This is a genomic window from Paraburkholderia sp. BR10882, assembly GCF_040948855.1.
GTDB classification, from domain to species: Bacteria; Pseudomonadota; Gammaproteobacteria; order Burkholderiales; family Burkholderiaceae; genus Paraburkholderia; species Paraburkholderia nodosa_A.
Genome location: NZ_JBFPKP010000016.1, coordinates 1 through 25,537, shown reverse-complemented (window position 1 = coordinate 25,537; position 25,537 = coordinate 1). Strand labels below are relative to the sequence as shown.

Annotated in this window: 22 protein-coding genes; 8 read left to right on the top strand and 14 right to left on the bottom strand. The window is 64.7% G+C overall.

Annotated features, from left to right (window positions below):
* Positions 1-7 precede the first annotated feature (7 nt).
* Together AB3X99_RS30470 and AB3X99_RS30465 are read right to left on the bottom strand one after the other, a co-directional pair.
* On the bottom strand, positions 8-1,528 hold the full coding sequence (locus tag AB3X99_RS30470; protein ID WP_256094931.1) for a multicopper oxidase domain-containing protein: 1,521 nt from the start codon (positions 1,526-1,528) through the stop codon (positions 8-10).
* Between the two features lie 180 nt (positions 1,529-1,708).
* On the bottom strand, positions 1,709-3,277 hold the full coding sequence (locus AB3X99_RS30465) for a multicopper oxidase domain-containing protein (protein WP_069267156.1): 1,569 nt from the start codon (positions 3,275-3,277) through the stop codon (positions 1,709-1,711).
* A gap of 512 nt (positions 3,278-3,789) precedes the next feature.
* Here AB3X99_RS30465 and AB3X99_RS30460 point away from each other — a divergent pair.
* Both AB3X99_RS30460 and AB3X99_RS30455 read left to right on the top strand, forming a co-directional pair.
* Positions 3,790-4,641, top strand: a complete 852-nt coding sequence (locus AB3X99_RS30460) for a hypothetical protein (protein ID WP_368619024.1) — start codon at positions 3,790-3,792, stop codon at positions 4,639-4,641.
* Between the two features lie 243 nt (positions 4,642-4,884).
* Positions 4,885-6,330, top strand: a complete 1,446-nt coding sequence (locus AB3X99_RS30455; protein ID WP_368619023.1) for an MFS transporter — start codon at positions 4,885-4,887, stop codon at positions 6,328-6,330.
* A gap of 69 nt (positions 6,331-6,399) precedes the next feature.
* Here the strand turns inward: AB3X99_RS30455 and AB3X99_RS30450 are convergent, their stop codons facing one another.
* From AB3X99_RS30450 to AB3X99_RS30435, 4 genes are all read right to left on the bottom strand, one after another.
* Positions 6,400-7,305: a LysR family transcriptional regulator gene (locus AB3X99_RS30450; RefSeq protein ID WP_069267159.1), complete on the bottom strand. Its 906-nt coding sequence runs from the start codon at positions 7,303-7,305 to the stop codon at positions 6,400-6,402.
* Positions 7,306-7,490: 185 nt separating this feature from the next.
* A complete protein-coding gene (locus AB3X99_RS30445; RefSeq protein ID WP_069267160.1) occupies positions 7,491-7,883 on the bottom strand; it encodes a VOC family protein in 393 nt (130 codons plus the stop codon).
* Between the two features lie 13 nt (positions 7,884-7,896).
* On the bottom strand, positions 7,897-8,874 hold the full coding sequence (locus AB3X99_RS30440) for a hydroxymethylglutaryl-CoA lyase (protein ID WP_368619022.1): 978 nt from the start codon (positions 8,872-8,874) through the stop codon (positions 7,897-7,899).
* A 15-nt stretch (positions 8,875-8,889) separates the two neighbouring features.
* A complete protein-coding gene (locus tag AB3X99_RS30435) occupies positions 8,890-10,080 on the bottom strand; it encodes a CaiB/BaiF CoA transferase family protein (RefSeq protein WP_368619021.1) in 1,191 nt (396 codons plus the stop codon).
* Positions 10,081-10,550: 470 nt separating this feature from the next.
* Here AB3X99_RS30435 and AB3X99_RS30430 point away from each other — a divergent pair, with 470 nt between their 5' ends.
* The gene (locus tag AB3X99_RS30430; protein ID WP_368619020.1) at positions 10,551-11,510 is read left to right on the top strand and encodes a D-2-hydroxyacid dehydrogenase; all 960 of its coding nucleotides are present in this window, start codon (positions 10,551-10,553) and stop codon (positions 11,508-11,510) included.
* A 45-nt stretch (positions 11,511-11,555) separates the two neighbouring features.
* Here AB3X99_RS30430 and AB3X99_RS30425 read toward each other — a convergent pair whose 3' ends face one another.
* From AB3X99_RS30425 to AB3X99_RS30415, 3 genes are all read right to left on the bottom strand, one after another.
* Positions 11,556-11,804 carry a hypothetical protein gene (locus AB3X99_RS30425; protein WP_069267164.1) on the bottom strand — a complete coding sequence of 83 codons (249 nt, stop codon included), beginning with the start codon at positions 11,802-11,804 and terminating at the stop codon, positions 11,556-11,558.
* A 210-nt stretch (positions 11,805-12,014) separates the two neighbouring features.
* Positions 12,015-13,343, bottom strand: a complete 1,329-nt coding sequence (locus tag AB3X99_RS30420; protein ID WP_368619019.1) for an MFS transporter — start codon at positions 13,341-13,343, stop codon at positions 12,015-12,017.
* Positions 13,344-13,442: 99 nt separating this feature from the next.
* Positions 13,443-15,080, bottom strand: a complete 1,638-nt coding sequence (locus AB3X99_RS30415) for a gamma-glutamyltransferase family protein (protein WP_368619018.1) — start codon at positions 15,078-15,080, stop codon at positions 13,443-13,445.
* Positions 15,081-15,234: 154 nt separating this feature from the next.
* Between AB3X99_RS30415 and AB3X99_RS30410 the strand changes: the two genes are divergently transcribed.
* The 5 genes from AB3X99_RS30410 to AB3X99_RS30390 all read left to right on the top strand — a co-directional run bounded on the left by AB3X99_RS30410 (position 15,235) and on the right by AB3X99_RS30390 (position 21,146).
* Entirely contained in the window at positions 15,235-16,098 is an 864-nt protein-coding gene (locus AB3X99_RS30410; protein WP_069267166.1) for a LysR family transcriptional regulator, read from the top strand.
* 253 nt (positions 16,099-16,351) lie between these two features.
* Positions 16,352-16,657, top strand: coding sequence for a hypothetical protein (locus tag AB3X99_RS30405; RefSeq protein WP_069267167.1), 306 nt, complete (start codon positions 16,352-16,354; stop codon positions 16,655-16,657).
* Between the two features lie 205 nt (positions 16,658-16,862).
* Positions 16,863-18,425, top strand: a complete 1,563-nt coding sequence (locus tag AB3X99_RS30400; RefSeq protein ID WP_342946640.1) for a phospholipase D family protein — start codon at positions 16,863-16,865, stop codon at positions 18,423-18,425.
* A gap of 127 nt (positions 18,426-18,552) precedes the next feature.
* A complete protein-coding gene (locus AB3X99_RS30395; RefSeq protein WP_342946299.1) occupies positions 18,553-19,980 on the top strand; it encodes a cytosine permease in 1,428 nt (475 codons plus the stop codon).
* A gap of 107 nt (positions 19,981-20,087) precedes the next feature.
* Positions 20,088-21,146 (top strand): porin, encoded by a 1,059-nt coding sequence (locus AB3X99_RS30390; protein ID WP_342946300.1) that lies wholly within the window; start codon positions 20,088-20,090, stop codon positions 21,144-21,146.
* A 74-nt stretch (positions 21,147-21,220) separates the two neighbouring features.
* Here the strand turns inward: AB3X99_RS30390 and hutG are convergent, their stop codons facing one another.
* The 5 genes from hutG to AB3X99_RS30365 all read right to left on the bottom strand — a co-directional run.
* Positions 21,221-22,030 (bottom strand): N-formylglutamate deformylase, encoded by an 810-nt coding sequence (hutG, locus tag AB3X99_RS30385; protein WP_342946301.1) that lies wholly within the window; start codon positions 22,028-22,030, stop codon positions 21,221-21,223.
* A 31-nt stretch (positions 22,031-22,061) separates the two neighbouring features.
* Entirely contained in the window at positions 22,062-23,480 is a 1,419-nt protein-coding gene (locus tag AB3X99_RS30380) for a formimidoylglutamate deiminase (protein ID WP_368619017.1), read from the bottom strand.
* 14 nt (positions 23,481-23,494) lie between these two features.
* Positions 23,495-24,727, bottom strand: a complete 1,233-nt coding sequence (hutI, locus tag AB3X99_RS30375) for an imidazolonepropionase (RefSeq protein ID WP_342946303.1) — start codon at positions 24,725-24,727, stop codon at positions 23,495-23,497.
* Entirely contained in the window at positions 24,727-25,416 is a 690-nt protein-coding gene (locus AB3X99_RS30370; RefSeq protein WP_342946304.1) for a HutD family protein, read from the bottom strand. Before AB3X99_RS30370 ends, hutI begins: the two co-directional genes overlap by 1 nt.
* Positions 25,413-25,537 (bottom strand): hypothetical protein (locus AB3X99_RS30365; RefSeq protein WP_343676248.1); only part of this gene is annotated, 125 nt, incomplete at its 5' end. The genes AB3X99_RS30365 and AB3X99_RS30370, both read right to left, overlap by 4 nt.

The following is a 25,537-nucleotide window of genomic DNA, read 5'->3' as shown; positions in this document are numbered from 1 at the left end:
CCCGCCTCTAGTTCGATTCGTCGATCAGGAATGCTTGCGGATCAACGAGCATCATCATCATCATTCCGCCAGGGAAGATGTTGTTCGTGGTGATCTCACGTTCATTGTGCGAGTGCCACATGAATGCAAAGCCGGCTTCCGTTTGCGGTGGATTCACCGACGTGCCGCTTGGCGGCGTCGTGCCCGTGGGCGAAGTCGCGCGCATGGTCGCATCGGGGCCGAGATAGGGGCTGCCGCCGTACCAGAAGCCGTTGGTCAGTACGTGCGAGTCGGGCAGCGTCACCGGGCCGCCGCTTCCCACCTTGCCGAACGGATGGGTTTCGAGCGCCTTGTTGTGGTCCGCGCACCACTCGTAATAGTTCGGTGCTGTCGGATCCTGCGTGTAGTAGCCGTTTGCATCCGGGATACAGACGCTGCCGTCGCCGGGATAGTGCCCATAGACGTCCCAGTTCAGCCCTTTGCCCGTCCAGTAGAAGATCCCGTCCATCGCAAGGCCCGGTGTCGTCGTGGTCGTGAACAGCAGCGGGCCGGCGACCTTGGTCGCGTCGGACCTGGCGAGCAGCATGTTGCCGTCGCGCGCGAGCACGCGCACGTGATTGCCGTGCTCATGGAACGGATGCTGCCAGCGCCCCGTGCCGATGATCCGCAGCAGCACCATTTCGCCGGGGTGCATGTGCGGGTTGCCGTTGTATGGCTGATTCGGATATTGCGCCGCGTAGTTCGGGTCCATGTCGTCGGGCATCGAGCGTCCGTTGACCATGAAGTACGCTGGATGATACGGCTCCGTCTCGACCGTCATGCAGCCGGTCGGACTCGTGCAAGCGTTGCTGGCCTGTTGCTCCGCCTGTGCATGAATGCGCGGATCCATTTCGGAGAACTGAAACAGATACTCGCGGTCGTAGCACGCTGCGCTGTGGTTGTAGGCCGCCGCGGCATTGCGGAAGTCGGGCTGGCCGTCCAGCAGCTTGCGCGTCCCCTGGATCGGGTTGCAGCCGGTCGGCACGGCGAGCGTACCGGGCGACGACGTCGGCAACACGATGACCGCGCCATACATGCCCATTTCGATCTGCAGATCGCCCTGCGTGCCGCTGTAGTACGCGTGCGTGCCCGGCGTAGCGGCGATGAAGCTGTAGGTGACCGTGACGGTGTGGGACGCCTCGCGCGTGAGCAGGCCCTGCACGCCCGTCGGCGTGCCGGAGCAGAGCCTCGTCGTCGGGTCGATCGTCCCCATGCATACGTCAAACCCGGGAAAGAGAATCGACGTGTTGCCCGCCGCCGCCGGCAGATTGTTGGTGAGCGTCACCGTGACGATGTCGCCCTGGTTGACGATCAGCGTCGGACCAGGAATCTGCATGGTCGGGCAATTCGCACCGGCAATGTTGGGCGGCGAAAATCCGGCCGGCGCCGTATTGCAGCCGTAGCCCCATGAATAGACGCTATTGCCGTCCGGCTGGGTGATGCGGCTCGCCTCGGCGCGCAGGTCGAAATGCGTGCCCGTGATGCCAGGCGCGGCCGCATGCACCTGCATGCAGAAGAGCGCCGCGAGCGCCGCCACGCCGAACCGTGCAAGCCGTCCGAGGCGCGCGAGGGTCGTGATCGCTATGCGGTAAGTGATGTGTCCCACGGCTCTTCTCCTAAGTGCAGGACTTCCTGGCCGGGTCCATGGCAGGGCAGCCATGAACCGTCTTTATCGCGTGCATGATGCGTCTCATAGCGTGCAGACCTTCGTCTTCGGATCCACCGACCTGCAGATGTGCACCTCTGTCATCAGTCCACCGAAGTTTTCCTGGTCGTTCGCCAGATGGTCCAGATTCGGCGTGTACAGGTAGAAGACCTGCCCTGACTGATACTTCGTCGTGTCGGTGGCGTCGAGGATCAGGTCGAGCGACTCCCCGCCGCCGAGCGTGATCGAGTTCGTGTAGTAGGTCATGTCGTTGCCGGCCATGTCGCGCAGCAGCCGCGCATTGAGCGCGACCACGTGCATCGGAATGCCGAGCGAGGCGAGCGTCTGATATTCGGTGACGTCGAGGTCCGAGATGCGCAGCAGCACCTTGCCGCCGACAGGGATATTGATCAGCGACGGCAGCGGTTGCGAGAAGCGCGGCACGCCGTCCGACGCGGGCGTCGAAAGCGCATTCGGATTGACGGTGTCCGGATAGCTGCGGCCATTCAGCATGAAGAACTTGTCTTTCATGTCGGTGAAGGGCTCCGGATTGAACGTCATGCCGACGAAGTGGAAGTTCGGATCGAAGCCATGGATCTGCACCGGATACTCGACGTCATAGGCGGTCGAGCCATCGCCGTCGTTGTATGCGTAGAGCGTGGGCGTCCCGCTCAAATTGTTCACGTGCAGCACGCCGTTCTGTGGCGGCAGCGGCGTCGTGCAGAGAATGTCGGTGCCGCACCGCGTGCGCAGATCCTGCTGCTGCAACACCAGCGACTGATACAGCGACTTGCCCGCGGGCACGCGGTTCTGACGCGGACGCACGAAGATCTGGCCGACCATGCCCATCTGCAGGTGCTCCGGGGGCGTGATGTGGCAGTGCCAGAAGTAGGTGCCCGCATCCGGCGCGAGATAGTAGTACGTGAAGCTCGCGCCGATGTTGATCGCGACCGACGCGTCGGGCACGCCGTCGTAGAACGAGGAGGCATTCGGATAGCCGTGAAAGTGCACCGTGTGCTTCTCGAACAGGTCGGGGCGCATGATCATGCCGACGTTCGTGAGCGTGAGGAAGAACTCGTCATCCTCGTCGATCGCCATCATCGGCGCGGGCTCGTTGCCGTTCATCACGCCGATGTCCATGATCGGCCGCGGGTCGACATGGCCCGTGAGCTGGCCGGGCGGCGTCGATTCCGGATCGGGCGTGAGACCGACCGCGCCGTTGTAGGTCGGATCCGTTCTCGGATCGCCGACGGTGTTGAACACCGAGGCGAACTGCGTGCCGGGCAATCCGGCCTTGATGTCGGCAAGACCGGACAACGGCCCGAACGCGAACAGATAGGTCTGCACGCCGTTGGCCATCGTCGCATAGCCGTCGCCACCCGAGATCTGCTGGCACTTGATGGCGCCGTTGACGACACCGGTCGATGCCGAGGTCTGGCCCGTGAAGGACGGTCCCGTGTACGGCGGTTCGCCGGCGCCCGCGGGCAGCGCCGACGGATGAGACGGCGTGGTCGGCGGGCATTGAACCATGAACGATTGGGAAAATGAGGGGATCGCAAACATCATGCATAGCAGGGCTGCCACGCTATTGCGACACATGCGGATGCTGAACATATGACCTCCGTCCTTGGGGTCAAGCAGCGCGTCAGGCGCTGAACGTCACGCTCGACTGCAGTTGCGGGCTGATGCATTCGTCACACTGACCCGTATGTGGATTCTGGATATCGGCAGCGGAGCCTGCGATGGGTTACCTCCCTACACTTGCAGTAGGGCAAACCCATCGCGTTGCGCGGCCGTGGTCCTGACGGGCGATGGAGTGTGTCCTGGCCAACACAAGCGGCGCGTCATGCCTCGATTCCGGTCTGCAAGGGGAACGCTCGCGCAGCGTCATGGCTTTCATTTTCATTTCGAATCGACGTGATTCTTCGAATCAATCTGAGGATTGAAATGTCGTTCTTATGTGCCCTGTGGCATATAGCGGCGAACTTTCCGATGGGTACAATCCCCCCTATTCACATCACGCGCAAACCCGAATACCGCGGACGCTTCTCGATCACGCGGTCAGACGGACGGCACTCACCTCCTGGTCTCATGCCGGCGAGGGACCTGGCGGCGTGGGGGGGAACATGGATTTTCTGGAAAAGAGAGCGGCGGTGAATCTCGTCGAACGCAACGATCACGCTCTTGAACTCGTCGAGCTGGCAAGCGCGAAGCGGACGTACTATCCCACCACGTCGATGTGGTTGAAGCTGGAACAGCTTCAGGTGGCGCAGCAACTCGTCGAGCCGCTGGATCAGGACCGGCAGCCGGTTCTGTCCACGTCGCTCCACGGCGCGGCGCATCTCGACGGCCAGGAGCTTGCGATCATTGGCTTTCCGCAGCTGGCGACGCGCGTGCTTCAGGTAAGCTTCGAAGCCCGCGACGTCAGCACGGCCGACCGGCTTGGCCTGCGCGCACTGGAAGACGAACTGGGCAACTCGATGTCCGATGTGGCGCTCGGCACCGCCCGGCTGGGCTTCAATGCCGCCGATGACGAGACCGGAGAGCCCGATCAGTGGTGGCTCGCGTGCCACATTCCCCCTGCCTGCCTGCAGGTGCTGGCGAAGGCGATCTCGGACGGCCAGCTTGGCGCGGTAGAGTTGGGTCTGGCCATGCGGCACCTCTATACGTCCGAAGATCCCGCGGCCGAGCCGTCACGCCAGCCCCGGCTCTTTCTGCGGCCCAATGAAGGCGACGACACGATCGAATGGCCGAACATAGCGACTGGCTATGTCACCCATCTGCGCATCGACTTTGCGACGGCTTCATTGCGTGGCTCGGCGGCGAGCAGCGACCCGGCGGGGGCGGCGAAGGTCGTCGCGGAAGCCGTGAGCTCGCTGGGACCGACGCTCCTCAACCTCAGACTGACGGTAAGGTGGATCGGCATCCTCATTGCCGTGCTGCTCTTCCTTGAAGTTCTCGAGCGGCTGCAGATCTGAACCGGCATCTGCCTCGCGATCGCATAAGCAAGCAAAGCCAGACGCATTTCGGGCGCAACGGCGCGGCTATAACGCGCCGCCCCGCCCCAGCCTTTCCCCGCGGGAAAGCACGCTTCACCCTTCCTCAATTTTCGCGCTCGCGAAAATCTCCCACACTGGCCATCACGCCTTCTCCGTACCGTTCGTACGGATTTGCGCCCCGACCGCGGCTCGTGACGCGGCATCGAAAATACCGGAGACAGCATGAACAGCCATCCCCTCGACCTGGGCAGCAGCGCGCCGGGCGAAGCGCCACGCCGCCCGCTCACCGCGGAAGCCCCATTGCCAGGCCACCAGGGCGTCACGCTCAGCAGCTTCATGGACGACATGCCCGTGGGCGCGCTGCACCGCTTCGTGGTGTGGGTGATCGGCATTGGCCTCTTCTTCGACATGTACGAGATCTTCCTCGTCAGTTCGATCGGCGCCGCGCTGCAGAACGAATACGGACTCGATGCGCACAGCCTCGCGTTCAAGCTCTTGCTGGCCTCCGCCTTCGTCGGCATGTTCTTCGGCTCGCTCTTCCTCGGCAGTCTCGCCGACCGCATCGGCCGCCGGCGCGCCTTCCTGTTCACGCTCGTGTGGTACAGCGCGTTCTCGCTGCTCGCAGCGTTCTCCGTGGACGCCACCATGCTCGTGGTCTGCCGCTTTCTGACCGGCGTGGGCGTCGGCGCGATCTATCCCGTGGCCGATAGCTTCCTTTCGGAGATCCTGCCGAAGGAGAAACGCGGCCGGATGGCCGCGTGGGCCTATACCACCTCGTACGTCGCGGTGCCGCTGGTCGGCTTCCTCGCGGTTTGGCTCAATCCGATCCATCCTGCCGGCATTGCGGGATGGCGCATCATCCTCGCCATCGGCAGCCTTGGCGCCCTGTTCGTGCTGGCCGTGCAGCATCGCCTGCCGGAAAGCCCGCGCTGGCTGCTGGCGCAAGGCCGCGCCGACGAGGCCTATGCGATGCTGGGCCGCTTCGCGCAAAGCGCCGGCGCGCCGATGCCGAAGCGCTTTGCCGAGCCGAAAACGCGCCAGCGTCCGCTGAGCCTCTCCGAACGCATTGCCCTGCTGCGGCGCGCGCCCTATGACAAGCGCTATGTCATGCTCGTCGTGTTTCACCTGTTCCAGGCCTTCGGTTACTACGGCTTCGGTACGCTTGCGGGCGTCGTCGTGAAGAGCCGCGGCATCGACGTGACGGGCAGCACGCTGTTCGTGGCCCTCTCGTTCCTCGGCTACCCGATCGGCTCGCTGCTCTCCGTGCCGCTGCTCAACTGGATCGAGCGCCGCACGCTCGTGATCGCCTCGCTGATCTCCATCGGTATTTTTGGCCTTGGTTTCGCGTACTCGGGGCAGGCCGCGCTGATCGTTTGCTTCGGCGTACTGACGACATGCGCATCGAATGTGTTCAGCAACGCTTACCACGTGTACCAGGCCGAGATTTTCCCCGCCAGCGTGCGCTCGACAGCGATCGGCAGCACCTATTCGCTCTCGCGCATCATGAGCAGCGCCCTGCCCTTCATCCTGTTGCCGGTGCTCACGCAGCACGGCCCGATTGCGATGTTCGGGGTGATCTCCGCCGCGCTCGCCATCGTTGCCGTGACCTTGCGTGCGTTCGGGCCCCTCACCACGCGGCGCAGCCAGGATGAGATCAATCCCGTCTGAGCGTCCGATACCTCAAGCGTCCCAGCGTCATCGGGGCGGCTGCCGCGTCTTGCGGGGCCGCCCCGCTTTTCATTGCTCTGCGCGCGCCGACATGTAGTCGAACAGGCTCACGATGTCCGAGCTTGGCGCGCTATCCGCCTTCATGCCGATCCAGAGCGTGCGCGTCGCCCACGTGTCCGCCAGCTTCACCTTGACGACGCCGGCTTTGCCGCGCTCGTCGCTCACCGCGTCGCGCGGCAGCACGCCGATGCCCAGTCCTGCTTCGATCATGCGAAACACGCCGTCGAAGTTCGAGGCCTGGATGCGCAGCTTCAGCGATCGCTCGACGGCGAATGCCGCGTCCGTCATGCGCGCGAGCAGCGAGCTGCCATCGCTCAGGCCCACGTAGTCTTCGTCGAGCGTATCGGCGAAGCGGATCACCTCGAGTTGCGCAAAGTGATGACTGCGCGGCACGAGCAACACGAGTTCGTCGCGGCGATAGAGGCGCCGCTCGATGCCGGGTGCGGGCACGTTGTCGGCGAACACGCCGAGGTCGGCCTTGCCTGCGCCGAGCGCTTCCACGATTTCGTGGCTCAGCCGCTCTTCGAGGCTGACCTTGATGCCTGGATGCTCATTCAGGAAGCAGGCGAGATCGACGGGCAGAAACTGCACGATCGCCGACGTATTCGCCCACATGCGTACGTGCCCGCGCACGCCGGCGGCGTAGTCGCTCATTTCGGTGGCCATGCGATTGACCTGATCGACCACGCGCGTGGCGTGCTCCAGCAGCGCATGGCCAGCGGGCGTCAGATCCACGCCGCGCGCGCGACGGATGAACAAGGCGCAGTCGGTCACGCTTTCGAGTTCGGCAATGCGTTTGCTGACGGCCGAAAGCGTGAGCTGCCCGTGCTCGGCGGCCTTGGTGAGGCTGCCATGTTCCGCGACGAGCAGAAAGACCCGCAGCGACTGCAGATCGAAGTGAAGTGGATTGACCATGATGAATGGGGCAAAGCCGGCGCGAGAGACGATTGTCCTGCATCGCGGGCTCGGGAGGAAGTGCAGATGTGGGAACGGAGGGGCGAACGTGCTGCGATGCACGTCCGCGTGCCGGCCATGCGGGCCGGCGTGCTCGCCGCCCAACCGGCGCCCCCCGGCTCGACGGCAAAAACTGGCGAGAGGGATCAACCGGCCTGGATCGGCTCGGAAATTTCGATGAGGTTCAGATCGGGGTCACGCACATAAACGGAGCGAATCTTCTGCGTCGCGCCCGTGCGCTCGACCGGACCTTCGACGATCGGCCAGTTCTTCCCGGCGAGATGCGCGATCACCACATCGAGCGGCACCGCAGCGATGAAGCACAGATCGAGCGCGCCCGGCACCGGCACATGCGCCTTGGGCTCGAACTCCGCGCCACGCACATGCAGATTGATCTTCTGGTTGCCGAAGCGAAACGCGAGCCGCCCCGCACCGAAGGTCTCCAGTTGCATCTGCAAGACTTCCGTATAGAAGTGCTTCGTGGCCTCAGGGTCCACGCAGGTCAGCACCAGGTGGTCGAGGTGGTCGATCAACGCCATGCTTCGCTCCTTGTCATGAGTACGCGCGTTGTGGGGGCATGCCTTGCGCCTGCTCAGGCACAGGATGCAGGTCGAGGCGGCGGCCGGCCTTCAGAATCTGGCTGGGCACGTCATGACCGATCAGGCCGGGCAACAGCGCGGCGGCATCGAGCACGGCGGCGAGATCGACGCCGGTGTCGTAGCCGTCGAGTTCGAGCATGTGCACGAGTTCTTCGGTGCACACATTGCCGCTCGCACCCGGCGCGTACGGACAGCCGCCAAGACCGCCAAGCGAAGCGTCGAAGCGCACGATGCCCGCATCGAGCGCCGCAAGCGTGTTGGCGAGCGCCATGCCGCGCGTGTTGTGGAAGTGCAGCGTCAGTTCGAGTGTGCCGAACGCCTGCGCAGCGCTTTCGCACAACGTCCGTATCTGCGCGGGATGCGCCATGCCGGTGGTATCGCAAAGCGTCACGCCCTGCACGCCCAGTTCGGCAAAACGCTGCATCCAGCCGAGCACGTCCTGCACGGGCACGTCGCCTTCCATCGGGCAGCCCATTGCTGTGGAGAGCGAAACATTGATCGCGACGCCCGTGCCGCGCACGGCGTCGATCACGTCGCGCAACTGTGCGAACGACTGCTCGCGCGTCATGCGCAGGTTGGTGCGATTGTGAGTCTCGCTCACCGACATCACGAGATTCACTTCATTGACGTTGCACGACAGCGCGCGCTCCGCGCCGCGCACGTTCGGCACGAGCACCGTATAGACGACGCCCGGCACGCGCTCGATGCCGTGCATCACCGCCTCGGCGTCGCGCAGTGCGGGAATCGCCTTGGGCGACGTGAACGAGGTCACTTCGATCTTCGCGTAGCCGCAGGCGCTCAGGCGGTCGATCAGCGCGATCTTGTCGTCAGTGTCGATGAAGGCGGCTTCGTTCTGGAAACCGTCGCGAGTCGCGACTTCGTTCAGATACAGCACCTTGCCCTTGAAGTTGTCCTTATTTCCGGTCGTCATCTTGCCGCTCTCCGTTCAGATCACACCGCGCGCGCGCCATGTTTCGCGCGTTGCGGCGTCTACGCCTATCGATTCCAGCACCGTTTCGGTATGCTCGCCGAGCGTCGGCGCGCTACGCTCGATCGTGCCGGGTGTGCCGCACAGTTTGGGCACCACGCCCGGCACTTGCACCGCCGTGCCGTCGGGCAAGGTATCGTCCACGATCATCTCGCGGGCGTGGTAATGCGGATCGGCCGCGATGTCCACGATGTCGTAGATGCGGCCCGCTGGAATACGCGCCTCGTTGAGCGCCGCGAGCACCTGGTCGAGCGTGTGCCGCGCGGTCCATTCGCCGATGGCGGCGTCGATGCGCTCGACCTGCGCGACGCGTCCGTCGTTCTGCGCGAGCGCCGGATCGTTGCCCAGGTCCGGGCGGCCGATCAGTTCCATCAGGCGGCGATAGATGCTGTCGCCATTACCTGCGATCAGCGCGTACTTGCCGTCGCTGCAGCGGTAGGCGTTGCTCGGCGCGATGCCGGGCAGGCTGCTGCCTGCCGGCTGGCGCACGGCGCCGAACACCGAATACTCGGGCAGCAGGCTTTCCATCATGTTGAAGACCGACTCGTAGAGCGCGACGTCGACGACCTGGCCCCGTCCGCCCTGCTGCTCGCGATGCCGCAGCGCCAGCAGGACGCCGATGACGCCATGTAGCGCAGAGAGCGAATCGCCGATCGAGATGCCGACGCGCACCGGTGTGCGCTCAGGCTCGCCGCTCAGGTGACGCAGGCCGCCCATCGCTTCGGCGACCACGCCGAAACCGGGCCGGTCGCGATACGGGCCGGTCTGCCCGTAGCCCGACACGCGCAGCATGATGAGGCCGGGATTGATCGCGCTGAGTTCGTCCCAGCCGAGGCCCCAGCCTTCGAGCGTGCCGGGGCGGAAGTTTTCGATCAGCACGTCGGTTTCCGCTACGAGACGGCGAACCACGTCCTGCCCTTCGGGCGTGCGCAGATCGAGCGTGATGGATTCCTTGTTGCGCGACTGGGCGGCCCACCAGACCGACGTGCCGTCGTGCAGCAGGCGCCACTTGCGCAACGGATCGCCCACGCCGGGCGGCTCCACCTTGATGACGCTCGCGCCGAACTCGGCGAGCATGCGGCCAGCAAACGGACCCGCGATGAGCTGTCCGAGCTCCAGAACGCGGATGCCTTCGAGTGGTCGTGGCATGGCTGTGTCTCCTGTCGACCAGAGTCAGGGCAAAGCTGTCGATCAGAGTTAGCGCTTTAGCTGTCGATCAGAGTTAGCGCTTTAGCTGTCGATCAGAGTTAGCGCTTTAGCTGTCGATCAGAGTTAGCGCTTTAGCGCTTACTCTGATCCCATGCAAAGCTCCTTACTCTGATCCCATGCAAAGCTCCTTACTCTGATCCCATGCAAAGCTCCTGACTCTGGTCCCATGAAAGGGGTTATTTCGGACTGTCTGCGATTGACTATCGGAGACATGATGAACCGGACCGCACCCTTTGATAATCGATGCTTGCTCAATCTGGCTTGAGCAAATGGAAAGGCAGCGAAGGCCTGTGGCGCGGCGTCGCTGCGCATTTCCTCACCGGAAACCCAGTTGGCGGATCGAGCAAGCCAGCCGCGCACCCGGTGCGCGACAATCGCGGACTGCCCCTCCTTCGCTCAGGCCAGACATCATGCACGTCGTTTTTCTCGATCGCGCGACGCTCGCGCCCCAGACGCGGCTGCGTCCGCTGCCGTTCGACCACACCCTGGAAACCTTCGAGCGCACCGCGCCCGAAGAGGTCGCCGCCCGCATTCGCCACGCCGACATCGTCATCACGAACAAGGCGCGCATCAGCGCCGAAGCGCTGGCTGGCGCGACCCGCCTGCGCATGGTCGCCGTCGCCGCCACGGGTACAGACAACGTCGATCTGCACGCCTGCGCGACGCGCGGCATCGTCGTGAGCAACGTGCGCGACTACGCCGGCAACAGCGTGCCGGAACATACGTTCGCATTGATATTTGCGCTGCGCCGCAGCCTGGCCGCGTATCGCGATGCCGTGCGCGCAGGGCGCTGGCTCGAATCGGGACAGTTCTGCTTCTTTGATCATCCAATCCGCAATCTCGCGGGTTCGACGCTCGGCGTGATCGGGGACGGCGCACTGGGACAGGCCGTCGCGCAAATGGGACGCGCGCTCGGCCTGCGCGTGCTGTTCGCCGCGCGCAAGACGCGCAACGACGCGCAAGCGGGCTACGTGCCGCTCGAAGCGCTGCTAGAAGAAAGCGACATCATTACGCTGCATTGTCCGCTCACCGTGGAAACGCGGGATCTGATCGACGCCAGGGCGTTCGCGCGCATGAAGCGGCGGCCCTTGCTGATCAATACGGCGCGTGGGGGACTCGTGAACGAAGCGGCGTTGGTGGACGCCCTGCAAAGCGACGCGATTTCAGGCGCGGGATTCGATGTCGTGACGCAGGAACCGTTGCCTGCCGATCATCCGTTTCAGGCCATCGTCTCGCATCCGGCGTTCATCCTCACACCCCACGTTGCGTGGGCGAGCGATGAAGCCATGCAGGCGCTTGCGGATCAACTCGTGGAAAACATCGCGGCGTTTTGCGAAGGCACGCCGCGCAATCGGGTCAGTTCGCGTTGAGCGCGAGGCGCGGCAACCGCAGCGGGGTTGCCTGCGCCTGAAACATCAGGCCATTTCCGGCTGCCTGGCGTGCCACCATTCGTCGACGGCCTGCTTCGCCGTTTGCTCGACCACGCTCAGCGCCATCAGCACATCGATCTTCAGCTTGGGAATGGCAAGCTCCACGGAAGGCAGCTTCGCCGTTTCCACCTGTGCGTCGACACCTTCCATAACCGCGCGGCACAGCCATTGCGTGTCCGTCGCGTCTGCTTTCGCATCGACAGTGACTCGAAAGCCACGATATTCGACTGCCATATACTCTCCCGAAACCTGACAAAACGTAATGCTCGCCCCGACGGACGGCGGTGAGGGGGCGACTATATCACCACTTTCGTGACGCTTCAGCGAGGCCCACACGAAGTCGCGAAGTAGTCGTGCAAAAACACCGCGCCCACATTCACGCCCTGTTTTAAGGAGCGATTCTGCGGGCGCAAGAACAATCGGGTCAGTTCGGACTTCCGAATTTCAGCTCGCGAGCGTGGCGCGCATCGAAGCCTTCCGCATCGTCCGCCAGCCGACGATCGCGAGCGAAACGCCCGAGATCACGGCGGCAAGCGAGACGTAATACGCGGGAGCGAGCGTATCGCCCGTCACGTGAATCAGCACTTCGGCAATCGTCGGCGCGAAGCCCCCGAAGAGCGTCACGCCAAGGCTATACGCGATGGAAAGCCCCGCAGAGCGCACGCGCACGGGAAAGATCTCCGACATCAGCGCTGGCATCGGGCCCGAATAGGCGGCCTTGAAGATGCCCGCCGCGCCCTGGAGCACGAGCAGCCAGCCGAGCGTGGGGTGTCGCTGCAGCAGCGCGAACATGGGATACGTGAGCGCCGCGAGCAGGATCGACGTGGTCAGCATGATGCGGATGCGGCCGATGCGGTCCGAGAGCGCGCCCATCACCGGCGAAAGCGCGAACTGCAGGCCGCCGTTGAGCACGACCACGCCGAACGAGGTTGCCGCCGCCATGTGGAGCTGCTTCACCGCGTACATCGGCATGTAGAGCTGGAGGATGTACACGCCGACGGTGGACTGCGCAACGATGCCCACCGCGAGCACCAGGTTCACCCACTGGCGCCCGAGCCCCGGCTCACTCGTTGCGCGCGCATCCTGTTCGCTGTGCGCTTGCTGGTTCGCGATGAATTCGGGCGTCTCGTCCAGATGCGAGCGAATGTACCAGCCCACGGGCCCGAGCACGAGCCCGAAGAAGAACGGCACGCGCCAGCCCCACGCCTGCAACTGCTCGGGCGGCAGCCACCATGCGAGCACGCCGCCGAACGACGCTGCGAGAATCGCGGCCGCGCCCTGGCTCGCGAACTGCCAGCTCGCGTAGTAGCCGCGCTTCGAGGGGCTGTGTTCGACCATGAACGCCGTCGCGCTGCCGAATTCACCGCCTACGGCAAAGCCCTGCACGAGGCGCGCGAGCAGGATCAGGAGCGGCGCGGCGATGCCGATCGACGCATACGGAGGCATGACGGCCATGGCGAGCGTGCCCGCCATCATGAGCGCAATGGCGAGCGTGAGCGCTGCCTTGCGTCCCTTGCGGTCGCCGTAGACGCCCAGCACGATCGCGCCGAGCGGCCGCATGAGGAAAGAGATGCCGAAGGTGCCGACCGCCAGCAGCGTGGACAGCCATTCGTCGTGCACGGGAAAGAACTGCTTCGCGATGATCGGCGCGAAGTAGCCGTACACGAGAAAGTCGAACCACTCCAGCGCATTGCCGATCGACGAGGAGAACACGATGCGGCGCACCATGCCGCGGCTGAGCGGCGCACCCGTTACCGATGAACCGGTCTCCATGTCAGTCTCCTCCGTTTTTATTTGGTCTACTCATTGATCGTCGTGAACCGCGAGCGAGGTATTCCCGCTCGCGTCAAATACTGCTTGCCGGTTTGCCGCCTAGAAACCCGCTGCGAGCCCGTCGCGGCGCGTGTCGCTCGCGGCCACATAGCCGCGCTCGGGATCGTTGCGATCGAGCTTCCAGATGAACTGGCCCGAGCCGAAGTCCATGTACGGATCGTCGATGCCCTTGATCTCGTGGCCGAGCCCTTGCAGCGCGCGCGCCGTCTGCGGGTTGAAGGTCGATTCGATGTCGAGCGTGAAGTCGCGGTTGACCTTCCAGCGCGGCGCATCGCACGCGGCCTGCGGCTGCTGGCCGTAGTCGAGCATGCGCACGACCGACTGCAAATGCCCTTGCGGCTGCATGTCGCCGCCCATTACGCCGAAGCTCATCACCGCTTCCTGGCGGCCGTCCACCTGCTGCGTGAGGAACGCCGGAATGATGGTGTGAAACGGGCGCTTGCCGCCTGCCACGACGTTGGGCGATGCCGGGTCCATCGAAAAGCCGCAGCCGCGGTTCTGCAGCGCGATGCCCGTGCCCGGCACGACCACGCCCGAACCGAAGCCCATGTAGTTCGACTGGATGAAGCTGACCATCATGCCGCGCTCGTCCACGGCGGACAGATAGATCGTGCCGCCCGAACGCGGCATGCCGAAATCGAAATGCGTGGCGCGCTTCGGGTCGATCAGCTTCGCGCGCGCTTTCAGATAGGCGTCGTCGAGCATCTGCTCGGGCGTGACTTCCATCGAACGCGGATCGGCAACGTAGCGATAGACGTCGGCGAACGCGAGCTTCATGGCCTCGATCTGCAGATGCTGCGATTCGAGGCTGTCGAGCGCGAGCGAGCCCATGTCGAACTGCTCGAGAATGCCGAGCGCGATCAGCGCGGCGATGCCCTGTCCGTTCGGCGGAATCTCGTGGACCGTGTAGCCGCGATAGTTCTTGCCGATCGGCTCGACCCATTCCGGGCGATAGTTGCGCAGGTCGTCCAGCGTGAGCGCCGCGCCGCCTTCGCGCGCAAACGCGGCGATGCGCTCGGCGAGCTCGCCCTCGTAGTAGTCGCGCGGACCGCGTTCCGCAAGACGCCGCAGCGTGGCGGCGTGGCCGGGGAAGCACACGCGCTCGCTCACTTCGGGAGCGCGGCCGCGCGGCATGAACGTTTCGGCAAAGCCCGGCTGATTGTGCAGCTCGGGAATCGCCGCCTGCCACTTGCGCGTGACGATAGTCGCTACCGCATGGCCGCGCTCCGCGATCTCGATGGCCGGTTCCATCAGGTCCGCGAATGGCAGCTTGCCGAACTTCGCATGCAGCGCTTCCCAGCCCGCGATCACGCCAGGCACGGTCACCGTGTCCCAGCCGCGTTTCGGCTGCTTCGCGAGACCGTTTTCCTCGCCGTATTTGCGGCGGAAATAGTCGACGCTCCACGCCGCCGGCGCGTTGCCCGACGCGTTCAGGCCGTGCAGCTTCGCGCCGTCCCACACGAGCGCAAAGCAATCGCTGCCCAGGCCGTTCGATACCGGCTCGACCACGGTGATGGCGGCCGCCGCGGCGATGGCGGCGTCGACGGCATTTCCGCCTTTCCAGAGCATGCGCAGCCCGGCCTGCGCGGCAAGCGGATGCGATGTCGAAACGATATTGCGGGCGAACACCGGCAGGCGCGGCGTCGGATAGAGGTTTTGCCAGTTGAAGCGCGTCATGGAAGTCCGGATTCCGGTAATGAACGAAAGCAGCGGCACGCGCACGGCCGCACTCAATTGCGGCGCGCACGGCTCACGCCGATCTGTCGATTATCTTGAAGGATCAAGCGAAAAAATATTAATATTTTATTGTCGACACTTAAGTTTTATTTACATGCTAACCCTACGCATGCTCCGCACCTTGCAGGCCGTCGCACGCAGCGGGTCGTTCGCCACGGCGGCAGAAAAATCGGCGCTCACCCAGGCGGCCGTGAGCCTGCAAATGCGCGGGCTCGAAGAGGCGCTCGGCCGGCAGATCTTCGACCGCCGCGCGCGCCAGGTCGCGCTCACGCGCGAAGGCCGCGAGATCTGCGCGAAGGTCGATCACATTCTCGCGCTGATCGACGAGTTGCCCGCCAGCGCGGGCGACACGATGCGCGGCTCGATCATCATCGGCGCGGTGGTGTCGGTGATCGGCGCGCTTTCGCTGGCCGTCGCGCATCTGAAAACGGGCCACCCGGAACTCGAAGTGCGCCTCACCTCGGCGCGCTCGAACGAACTGGCGCGCATGGTGGAAGACGGCGACGTGGACCTCGCCGTCGTAGTTGGCAGTGCAGATGGTTCGCTTCACGAGTCGCTCGCCTGGACGCCGCTCTACGAAGAGCCCCTCATGCTCGTGACGAGCTGCGCGACGCCCGGCGACGATGCGCGACGCATCCTGCGCGAGCGCAGCTTTCTGCGCTTCGACCGGCGCGTGCCGACGGGCGTCGTGATCGACCGCGCCCTGCGCGAGCTAGGCATCGAACCGCTCGAATACCTGGAGCTGAACTCGATCGAAACGATCGTCTCGCTGGTGCGCAACGACGTGGGCGTGAGTGTGTTACCCGTCCTGCAAGGCGGCAAATGGCAGAGCGATCCGAATCTGCGACTCGTGCCGCTGCCTGGGCGGCCACTCATCCGCACGGTGGGGATGATTCACCGGAAAGCACACAAGCAGACGTTGCTCACACAAACGATTGCAGACATGCTGCGTCGGTGACAGAACGCGCAACTGCGACCATCTGTCATGCGAATTCCTCAATGGCCTATGAATAGGCGCATTGCGGCCGCACGGCCATTTCGCTAGAGCCTCTCTCGGGTTGACCTGCCTCAACTAGAAAGTAAAATGAAAGCTCAGAAGACAAGAGCGGACGAGGCCACCCGCCTCTGATCGCTCGACAGGCCCCGCTCTCGGCTTTACCCGAGCACGAGATTTAATTAGCAACCCAAACTTATTTTCCGGAGAGAAACTCATGAAAATCAGAACTCGCACCGTTGCCGTCGTCGCCATCGTGGCCAGCGCCCTGTTTGCGGGCCAGGTGTTTGCACAGACCCCCGCACCGGCAAGCCAGGAAGGCCAGCCCGCCACCACGGTGACGCATAACGACCCGATCGTTCAGAAGCGCATGGAAGTTCGCGAGGCCAACCGGCAACAGCGCGCCCGCACGGCGGAAGCGCGCCAGACCTTCAAGCAGGAAGCACGTGACGCCCGGGCCGAGCGCAACCAGTCGGCGCAAGACTCCCGCGCCCGCGCGCAAGCGGCGCTCGACGCGCACTAAGCTCGCAACACCCACGCGTTCGCTCCTTGGCTGTACGCCCGTCGTGGTGCCCGCCACGCCAATCGCGTAAGCTAACGTCGTTGCACGCTCACTCGCGAAGCCCCGCGCTTCGCGCCTAGAAGCGGGATCGACACGGAAAAGCGGACGCTCCATGCAAAGATCGCTCATCGCGCTGGCTGCAAACGGGTTGCGAAAACTGCGCGCCATGGCGTTGCCGCTGTGCGCAATCGCGCTCGCCACAGGTCTTGCCGCGTGTCAGCAGTTACCTCCTATCGGCGAGCGCACGCAAACGACGGCGCTCACGTCAGCCGAAGCGCGATCGACTCAACTTGGCAAAGCCGTAGCGGCCGAACTCGCCACCCATCCCGACTCCACCGGCATCGACCCGCTCGCGAACCCGCTCGACGCGTTCGCCTCGCGCGTGGCGCTCGTGCGCAACGCCCAGCGTACGCTGGACGTTCAGTACTACATCTGGCGCAACGATCTCACGGGTACGCTGCTGCTCGAAGAACTGCGCGAAGCCGCCGACCGCGGCGTGCGCGTGCGCCTGCTGCTCGACGACAACGGCATTCCGTCCTCGCTCGACCCCACGCTTGCGGCGCTCAATGGGCATCCGAACATCGAGGTCCGGCTGTTCAACCCGTTCGTCACCCGCAAGCCCAAAGCCATCGGCTTTATCACCGACTTCTCGCGGCTGAACCGGCGCATGCACAACAAGTCGCTCACGGCTGACGGCGTGGCGACCATCCTTGGCGGCCGCAATATCGGCGACGAATATTTTGGCGCGACCGACGGCGTCGTATTCGCCGACCTCGACGTGCTCGCCATCGGCCCCGCCGCCACCGATGTCGCGAACGACTTCGACCGCTACTGGGCCAGCGCTTCGTCATTCCCCGCGTCCCAAATCCTGCCCTACGTGGCGCCCGATGCACTCGCTACACTCGATCGCGAAGCGCTTGCCGCGCGCACCGATCCGGCCGCGGCGGAATACATCGAATCATTGCGCAAGACCACCGACGTGCGCCGTCTGCTGGACGGCACGCTGCCGCTCGAATGGGCGAAGACGCAGCTGGTCAGCGACGATCCGGCCAAAGCGCTGGGCACGGCGCCCAAGGAGACGCTCATCCTCAGCCAGCTCCACGAGATCGTCGGCGATCCGCACCGCGAACTCGATCTGGTTTCGCCGTACTTCGTGCCGGGCGAGGTGGGCACGCAATACTTCACCCAGCTCGCCGCCCAGGGCGTGACCGTGCGAGTACTGACGAACTCGCTCGAAGCCACCGATGTGTCCGCCGTCCATTCCGGCTACGCGCGGCGCCGCGTGGCGCTGCTCAAAGGCGGCGTGGAGCTGTTCGAACTGCGGCGCGCGGCGGGCACGAGCAAGGGTTCAGACAAAGCCGCGGGCAAAGGCGCAGGCAGTGGCCCGTTCGGCAGCACGGGCTCGAGCCTGCACGCCAAGACCTTCGCTGTGGATGCAGAGCGCGTCTTCGTCGGCTCGGTGAATTTCGACCCGCGTTCGGCCAACCTCAACACCGAACTCGGGCTCGTGATCGACAGCCCCGTGCTCGCCACCCAGATCGAAAAAGCGTTCTGGACGCGCGTGCCGCAGCTCGCGTATCAGGCGCACCTCGACGAGAACGGCAAGCTCTACTGGACGCGCCTTTCCGATGACACGGTCATCCGCTACGACACCGAGCCGAACACCACATGGAACCAGCGCCTGAGCGTCTGGTTCTTCTCCACCCTGCCTATCGAGTGGCTTTTGTAAGCCACGCATCGACAGGGTAATCCCCAATTTCTCCTAAGTTGTCTATACAACATCATGCGGACATTCCCATCGTCCGCGGCTCGCGGACGCCCTGCACTCACCCCAATGTTCGGAGCCGTCCGTGGCCATGCCTGAATCCGTCGCCAACCTCGAAACCGATGGCCGCAAGATCCTGGAAACGCGCTCGATCGACTACATCCCCGATTCTGAGCGCCACGGCAGCCTGTTCAGCCAGTTCACGCTCTGGCTTTCCGCGAACCTGCAGGTCACCGCGATCATTACCGGCGCGCTGGCCGTCGTGCTTGGCGGGGACGTCTTCTGGTCGCTCATCGCGCTATTGGCTGGCCAACTCATAGGCGGCACGGTCATGGCGCTGCACGGCGCGCAAGGCCCGCAACTCGGCCTGCCGCAGATGATCTCCAGCCGCGTGCAGTTCGGCGTCTACGGCGCGGCCATTCCGATCGTGCTCGTCTGCATCATGTACGTCGGCTTTTCCGCGAGCGGCACGGTGCTTGCCGGCCAGGCCACGGCGCAACTACTCGACGTTTCCGATACCGCGGGCATCTGCCTCTTCGCGGCACTCATCGTCGTGCTGACGCTGCTCGGCTATCGCTCGATTCACTTCGTCGGCCGCATTGCCAGCGTGATCGGCGTGCTCGCGTTCGTGTTCATGTTCGCGCAGCTCTTTGCGCACCACGATATCGGCGCGCTGTTGGCCAATCGCCATTTTTCGATCGCGAGCTTCCTGCTTTCCATGTCGCTTTCGGCTTCGTGGCAGATCGCATTCGGCCCCTATGTTGCCGACTATTCGCGCTACTTGCCGCGCTCGACTTCGCCCGTGCGCACGTTCCTCGCCGTCGGGCTCGGCTCGGTGGTCGGCGCGCAGGCAGCGATGGTGTTCGGCGTGTTTGCGGCCGCGCTCGCGGGCCACGCGTTTGCGCACCATGAGGTGGCGTATATCGTGAGCCTCGGCGCGAGCGGCGCGGTCGCCGCGATGCTCTACTTCAGCATTGCGTTCGGCAAGCTCACCGTCACCACGCTCAACGCCTATGGCAGCTTCATGTCGATGGCGACGATCGTGAGCGCGTTTCGCGCGAAGCGCGCGATTTCCACGCGCCACCGCTTCCTCTACATCATCGGCATGGTGGGCATTTCGACGCTCGTCGCGCTTGCGGGGCGCCACTCGTTCCTCAAGGAATTCACGGCGTTCATCCTGTTTCTGCTGGCGTTCTTCACACCGTGGAGCGCGATCAACCTGGTGGACTTCTACTGCTTCACGCGCTCGCGCTACGACGTGCCGGCGCTCTCGAATCCCGATGGCCGCTACGGCCGCTGGAACGCCAAGGCCATTGGCATCTACGTGCTCGGCGTGCTGGTGCAAATGCCGTTCATCTCGACGAGCTTCTATACGGGCCCCTTCGTCGACGCACTCGGCGGCACGGACATCTCGTGGATTCTCGGCCTGATCGTGCCAGGCGTGCTCTACTACGCCGCCATGCGCCTCACGCCGCCGGTCATTCCGGAACGCCTGATCCTGCCGGTCGAGCAGGATTGACCCGTGCGGCGCAGCGCGCCGCTTCGCTGATCCACATAGTTCCCATTCGCGCGGGCCTCACCACCCGCGCGTTCGTTTCATTCCTCCGAAAAATAGTTGTACTGATAATGAAAAAGCACCCCGCTACAGCTGTTCGCCCTTCCGCTCGCGCCACGAGAAACTCACTTTGCGCCACCGCACTCGGCCTCTTCGCGCACAACGCGCTTGCCCAGGACGGCGTGACGCTCTATGGGCTCATCGACGAATTCGCCCAATACGTCAACACCGGCAATGGCTACACGGCCGCGCTCGGTTCGAGCGGTCAATGGGGCAGCCGCTTCGGCCTCAAAGGCAAGGAAGACCTGGGCGGCGGGCAGACGCTGTCGTTCGCCCTCGAAAACGGCTTCAACCCCACGGACGGCACGCTGGCCACCAAGGGCTCGCTGTTCGATCGCCAGGCATGGGTCGGCCTCTCGGGCGGCTGGGGCCAGTTGCGCGTGGGCCGGCAAAATTCGCCGCTCTTCAACGATCAAGGCGGCCAGGACGCTTTTGGCGGCGTGACACAGGCTTCGGCCATGGACAACCTCACGGTGTTCACGTTCCGCACGAGCAACACCGTCTCCTATGTCACGCCGGAGTTCGCGGGCCTTCAGGCCGGCATCTACGTGGGCTTCGGCGACGCAGGCGGCCTGCGCTCCGCGGGCTCGAGTCAACAGTTCGACGTGACCTATGCGCACGGCCCATTCGCCACGTTCGTGGCGGGACAGTGGCTCAAACACAGCGAGGGTAGCGCAACAGACCGCACGATCATGGCGGGCGCCTCGTACGCGATCGGGCGCGTCACGATCTTCGGCGGCTATTCGGACATGAAATGGCCCGACCTGGCGCTGAACGCCTATACCGTGGGCCTTTCCGCGAAGTATCAGTTCAACGTGAACAATGCCGTGTCGCTCGGCTACGCCACCCTGCACGATCGGACGTCGCAAGGGGACAATGCCGATCAGATCGGTTTGATGTACGAATACGACCTGTCGAAAACCACGAACTTCTACGGCGCACTTTCGTTCTTGCGCAACCGTAACCAGGCAAGTTACACGCTCGCCGGCGCGGCGAATCCGGGCCTGCCGCTCGCCTACCCCGGCGCGGACGCGCGCGGCGTGCAGATCGGCATCGTTCACCGCTTCTAAACGCAACAACGGCTCTCGATCGTCGATCGAGAGCCGTTGTGCCCACGCCCAGCCTGGACGGCCGTCGGGAATGCTCAGGCCGCAGCGGCGTTCATCGCCTCGATTTCCGCAAGCGCGCCGCCCACCATTTCGCGCAGCACCGGCTGGACTTTCCCAGCGAGAGCGGGAACGTAGTCGAACGGCGCCGTTTCGTTCATGTAAACCGACTGGCACATCTCCAGCTGGATCGCATGCACGCCGTCCTGCGGCGCGCCGAAATGGCGCGTGATGTAGCCGCCCTTGAAACGTCCGTTCGCGATCCACGAATAGCCGCTTGCCGCCGCCGCGCGTTCCGCGCGCGCCTGCACCGCTGGGTTCACCGTGCGGCCGTCCTGGGTGCCGATGTTCAGGTCGGGCAGCTTGTCGTCGAACAGACGCGGCAGAACGCTCGCGATCGAATGCGCTTCCCACAGCAGCACATTCGCATGCGCCACGCGCAGGCGCTCGAGTTCGGCGGCGAGCGTGTCGTGATACGGCTGCCAGAATGTCTTCACGCGGCGCTGGCGCTCAGGCGCGTCGGGCACGCAGCCGTCGCGGTAGACCGGCTCGCCGCGAAACGTTTCGGTCGGACACAGCGACGTGGTGGTCTGGCCGGGATAGAGGCTCTCGTCGTTCGGCGGGCGGTTCAGGTCGATCACATAGCGCGAAACGCGCGCGCCGAGCACGGTCGCGCCCAGCTCCTTCGCAAACGCGTAAAGGCGATCGAGATGCCAGTCCGTATCGGCGACGGTCAGCGCCACGTCCGTGTACTCGCCGTGCATCGCGGCCGGAATGTGCGTACCCAGGTGCGGGATCGAAATGATGAGCGGCGCGGTGCCGCGTTCCAGCGAAAAGATATCGGTCATCGAAAGTTGCCTCGTGAATTGGCGCCTGCGTTCAATCATCAGCCAGCAGTCTGGCGAGCGCCGCGCGGTAGTCGGCGTAAAGGCGGGCTTCGTCGCGATGGCGGCGCGCTTCTACGACCTTGACGCCACCGGTATAGACGTCGAGCACGGGCGTTTCGCCATGTTCGCAAAAGACGACCGACGAGAGCCACGTGAGCGGCTTTTGCTCGGCGAGGTTCGGATGTTGAGCGTCGAGCACGATCCAGTCGGCGCGCGCGCCTTCCTTCAATGCGCCAACCTTGCGCCCCGTAGCACTGGCGCCTCCGGCGAGCGCTGCGTCGAACAGGCGGTCCGCAACCTGTGCCTGATGCGTCGAGGCCAACACGTTGCGCTCGCGCCGCGCGAGCCGCTGACCGTATTCGAGCAAGCGAAGCTCCGCGCGCCAGTCCACGCCGATGTGACTGTCCGAGCCCACGCCGAACGCGCCGGCCGCATCGAGATACTCGCGCGTGGGGAAAATGCCGTCGCCAAGATTCGCCTCGGTCGTGAGGCACAGACCCGCAATCGCACCGCTCTGCGCAAGCGCGGCGGTCTCCCTCGCATCGATATGCGTGGCATGGACGAGGCACCAGCGCGAGTTGACGTTGAAGCGGTCGAGCAACCATTGCACCGGCCGCGCGCCTTCGATCGCCATGCATGCCTCGACTTCGGCCGTTTGTTCGGCGATGTGAATATGCACCGGTGCACCGGGAAGCGCTCGATCCAGGCCTTCCAGCAGCGCGCGCAAGGAGTCGTGCGAGACGGCGCGCAGCGAATGGGGCGCGACGCCGTAGCGCAACGCGCCGTGCTCGGGCTGCCACGCACGCAGCGCTTCGACGATGCCGAGCAACTGTTCCGGCGTGTTGATGAAGCGCCGCTGATCGTCGCGCGGCGCTTGCGCGCCGAAGCCGCTGTATTGATAGAGCACGGGCAGCATCGTCATGCCGATGCCGGTCACGTTCGCTGCGTCCACCACGCGTTGCGCCAGTTCGGCGGGGCTCGCATACCGCTGGCCATCCTTGCCGTGATGCACGTAGTGGAATTCGCAAACAGAGGTGTAGCCCGCCTTCAACATCTCGACATACAGCCAGCGCGCAATCGCCCCGAGATCGTCGGGTGTGATGCGCGCCGCGAAGCGGTACATGAGGTCGCGCCAGCTCCAGAAGCTGTCGGTGGGGTTCGCGCGATATTCGGTGAGGCCCGCCATGGCGCGCTGAAACGCATGCGAATGAAGGTTAGGCATGCCAGGCGTAATCGGGCCCGACGCACGCGCGACGCCTTCAGGCGCTTGCGCCAGATCGGGCGTCACGTTGCGCAGCGTTCCCGCGGCGTCCCATTCGAGCAGCACGTTGCGGCGCCAGCCGTCAGTCAAGTAAGCGTACTCGGCGAAGAGCGCGTGCGAAGTCGGATTCGTTTCGATGGTGTGATTCATGCTGAAAATTGTGCTCAAACGCGACGCTCAAATGCGCGACGCTCAAAGACGGTCTCGCCGCCGCGCACCACGCGCGCGCAGAGCGGACGGCCAATCCAGTAAGCCAGCTCCGCGAGTGACTGCACCGACCAAACGGCAAAGTCTGCGGGACGGCCAGCCGTGAGCGTGCCATGACGCTCTGCGTCGCCAAAAGCCTGCGCGGCGTGCCGCGTCACGCCCTGCAACACCTCGGGCACGGTCATGCGAAACAGCGTGGTCGCCATGTTCATCATGAGCAGCAGCGAAGTGGCGGGCGACGTGCCCGGATTGCTGTCGGTCGAAATGGCGATCGGCACCTCGTAGCGCCGCAGCAAGTCGAGCGGCGGCAACTGCGTTTCGCGGATGAAGTAGTACGCGCCCGGCAGCAGCACCGCCACCGTGCCCGCCTGCTTCATGGCGGCGACGCCCGCTTCGTCGAGAAACTCGAGATGGTCGGCGGACAACGCGTCGTAACGCGCCGCGAGCGCTGCGCCGCCGCTATTGGAAAGCTGCTCGGCGTGCATCTTGACCGCGAGCTTGCGCCGCGCGGCCGCCTCGAACACGCGCTCGCTCTGCGCGAGCGAAAAGCCGATTCGTTCGCAGAACACATCGACAGCGTCCACGAGCCCCTCGTCGGCCAGCGCAGGAAGCATATGTTCGCACACTTCGTCGATATAGTCGTCGGCACGGCCGGCGAACTCGGGCGGCAACGCATGTGCGCCGAGAAACGTCGTCCGCACCGTGACCGGATAACGCTCGCCAAGCTGACGCGCGACGCGCAGCATCTTGCGCTCGCTCGCCAGATCGAGGCCATAGCCCGATTTGATTTCGACTGCCGTTACGCCTTCGGCGAGCAACGCTTCGAGACGCGTTGCCGACTGCGCGAACAGCGCGGCTTCGTCGGCCGCGCGCGTGGCGCGCACCGTCGAGACGATGCCGCCGCCCTGCCGCGCGATTTCTTCGTAGCTCACGCCCGCAAGGCGCTGCGCGAATTCATCGGCGCGCTGTCCGCCATAGACGAGGTGTGTGTGGCAATCCACGAGGCCTGGCGTGACCCAGGCGCCGCCCAGGTCTTCGCACGGCCAATCGGTGAATGGCGCGGGCAATTCGGCAGCGGCGCCGAGCCACGCGATCTTGCCGTCTTCCACAGCAATCGCCGCGTTCTCGACGACGTGGCCCGGATCGCCATGCGGGCACAGGTTGAGGTTTTGCCAGAGTGTGCGTTTCATCAGGTATGCACAGCATCGCGCGATGCCGTTTCCGTAGTGTCTTGCGGCGGCTCTTGCAGCACATCTAGCGCAACGGCGAGCAAGGCGCCCGCGCCGCGCGTGTCGATGTTCAAGGAGCGTTGCGCATCGAGCGTATCGATGCGCAGCGTGTCACCCGCTTCGAGGCGCACGTGACGTTCGTTATCCACGCGCACATCCTGCCCGCCTTGCGCGCAGTAGAGCAATACCGTTTGCGCATGCATGCTGCGCCGCTCGTTTGCGCGCCACACTTCGAGCGTGCCGCGCGCCGCATCGCGGCGCACCATCAGGTTGAAGTCGCGCGTGGCGCCGTTCACGAGGCGCGCGTCGATCGCGGCTTCTCCCGCGAAATGCGCGACGTCGAGGGGCTGCGTGAGCACATGCGTACGCCCCGCTTCGTCGAGCAGCATGCCCGCGCCGTCGAGCAGCACCAGCGTCCGATCGACGCCCTCGAAGCGCGAGAACGGCCCCGCCTGCGCGACATCGGCCACGCTCACGCGCCACGCGAACGCGTCCAGTGACGCGTCGGCACGCGATGCCACGTGCGCCACCGCGATTTCGCGCGTGACGCCGCCGCCGTTCTTCCACGGCGACGCCACGAGCGCCGCGCCACGCAGCAGCGTGAGCCTGGCAGCCTGCACCGCGCCCCCTATCGCTTTCGCGCCGCTCATCGGCCGAGCATCGGCAGCTTGAGGCCTGCCTCGCGCGCGGTCTGCTGCGCGAGTTCGTAGCCGGCATCCGCGTGGCGCATCACGCCCGTGGCCGGATCGTTGAGCAGCACGCGGCCCAGAC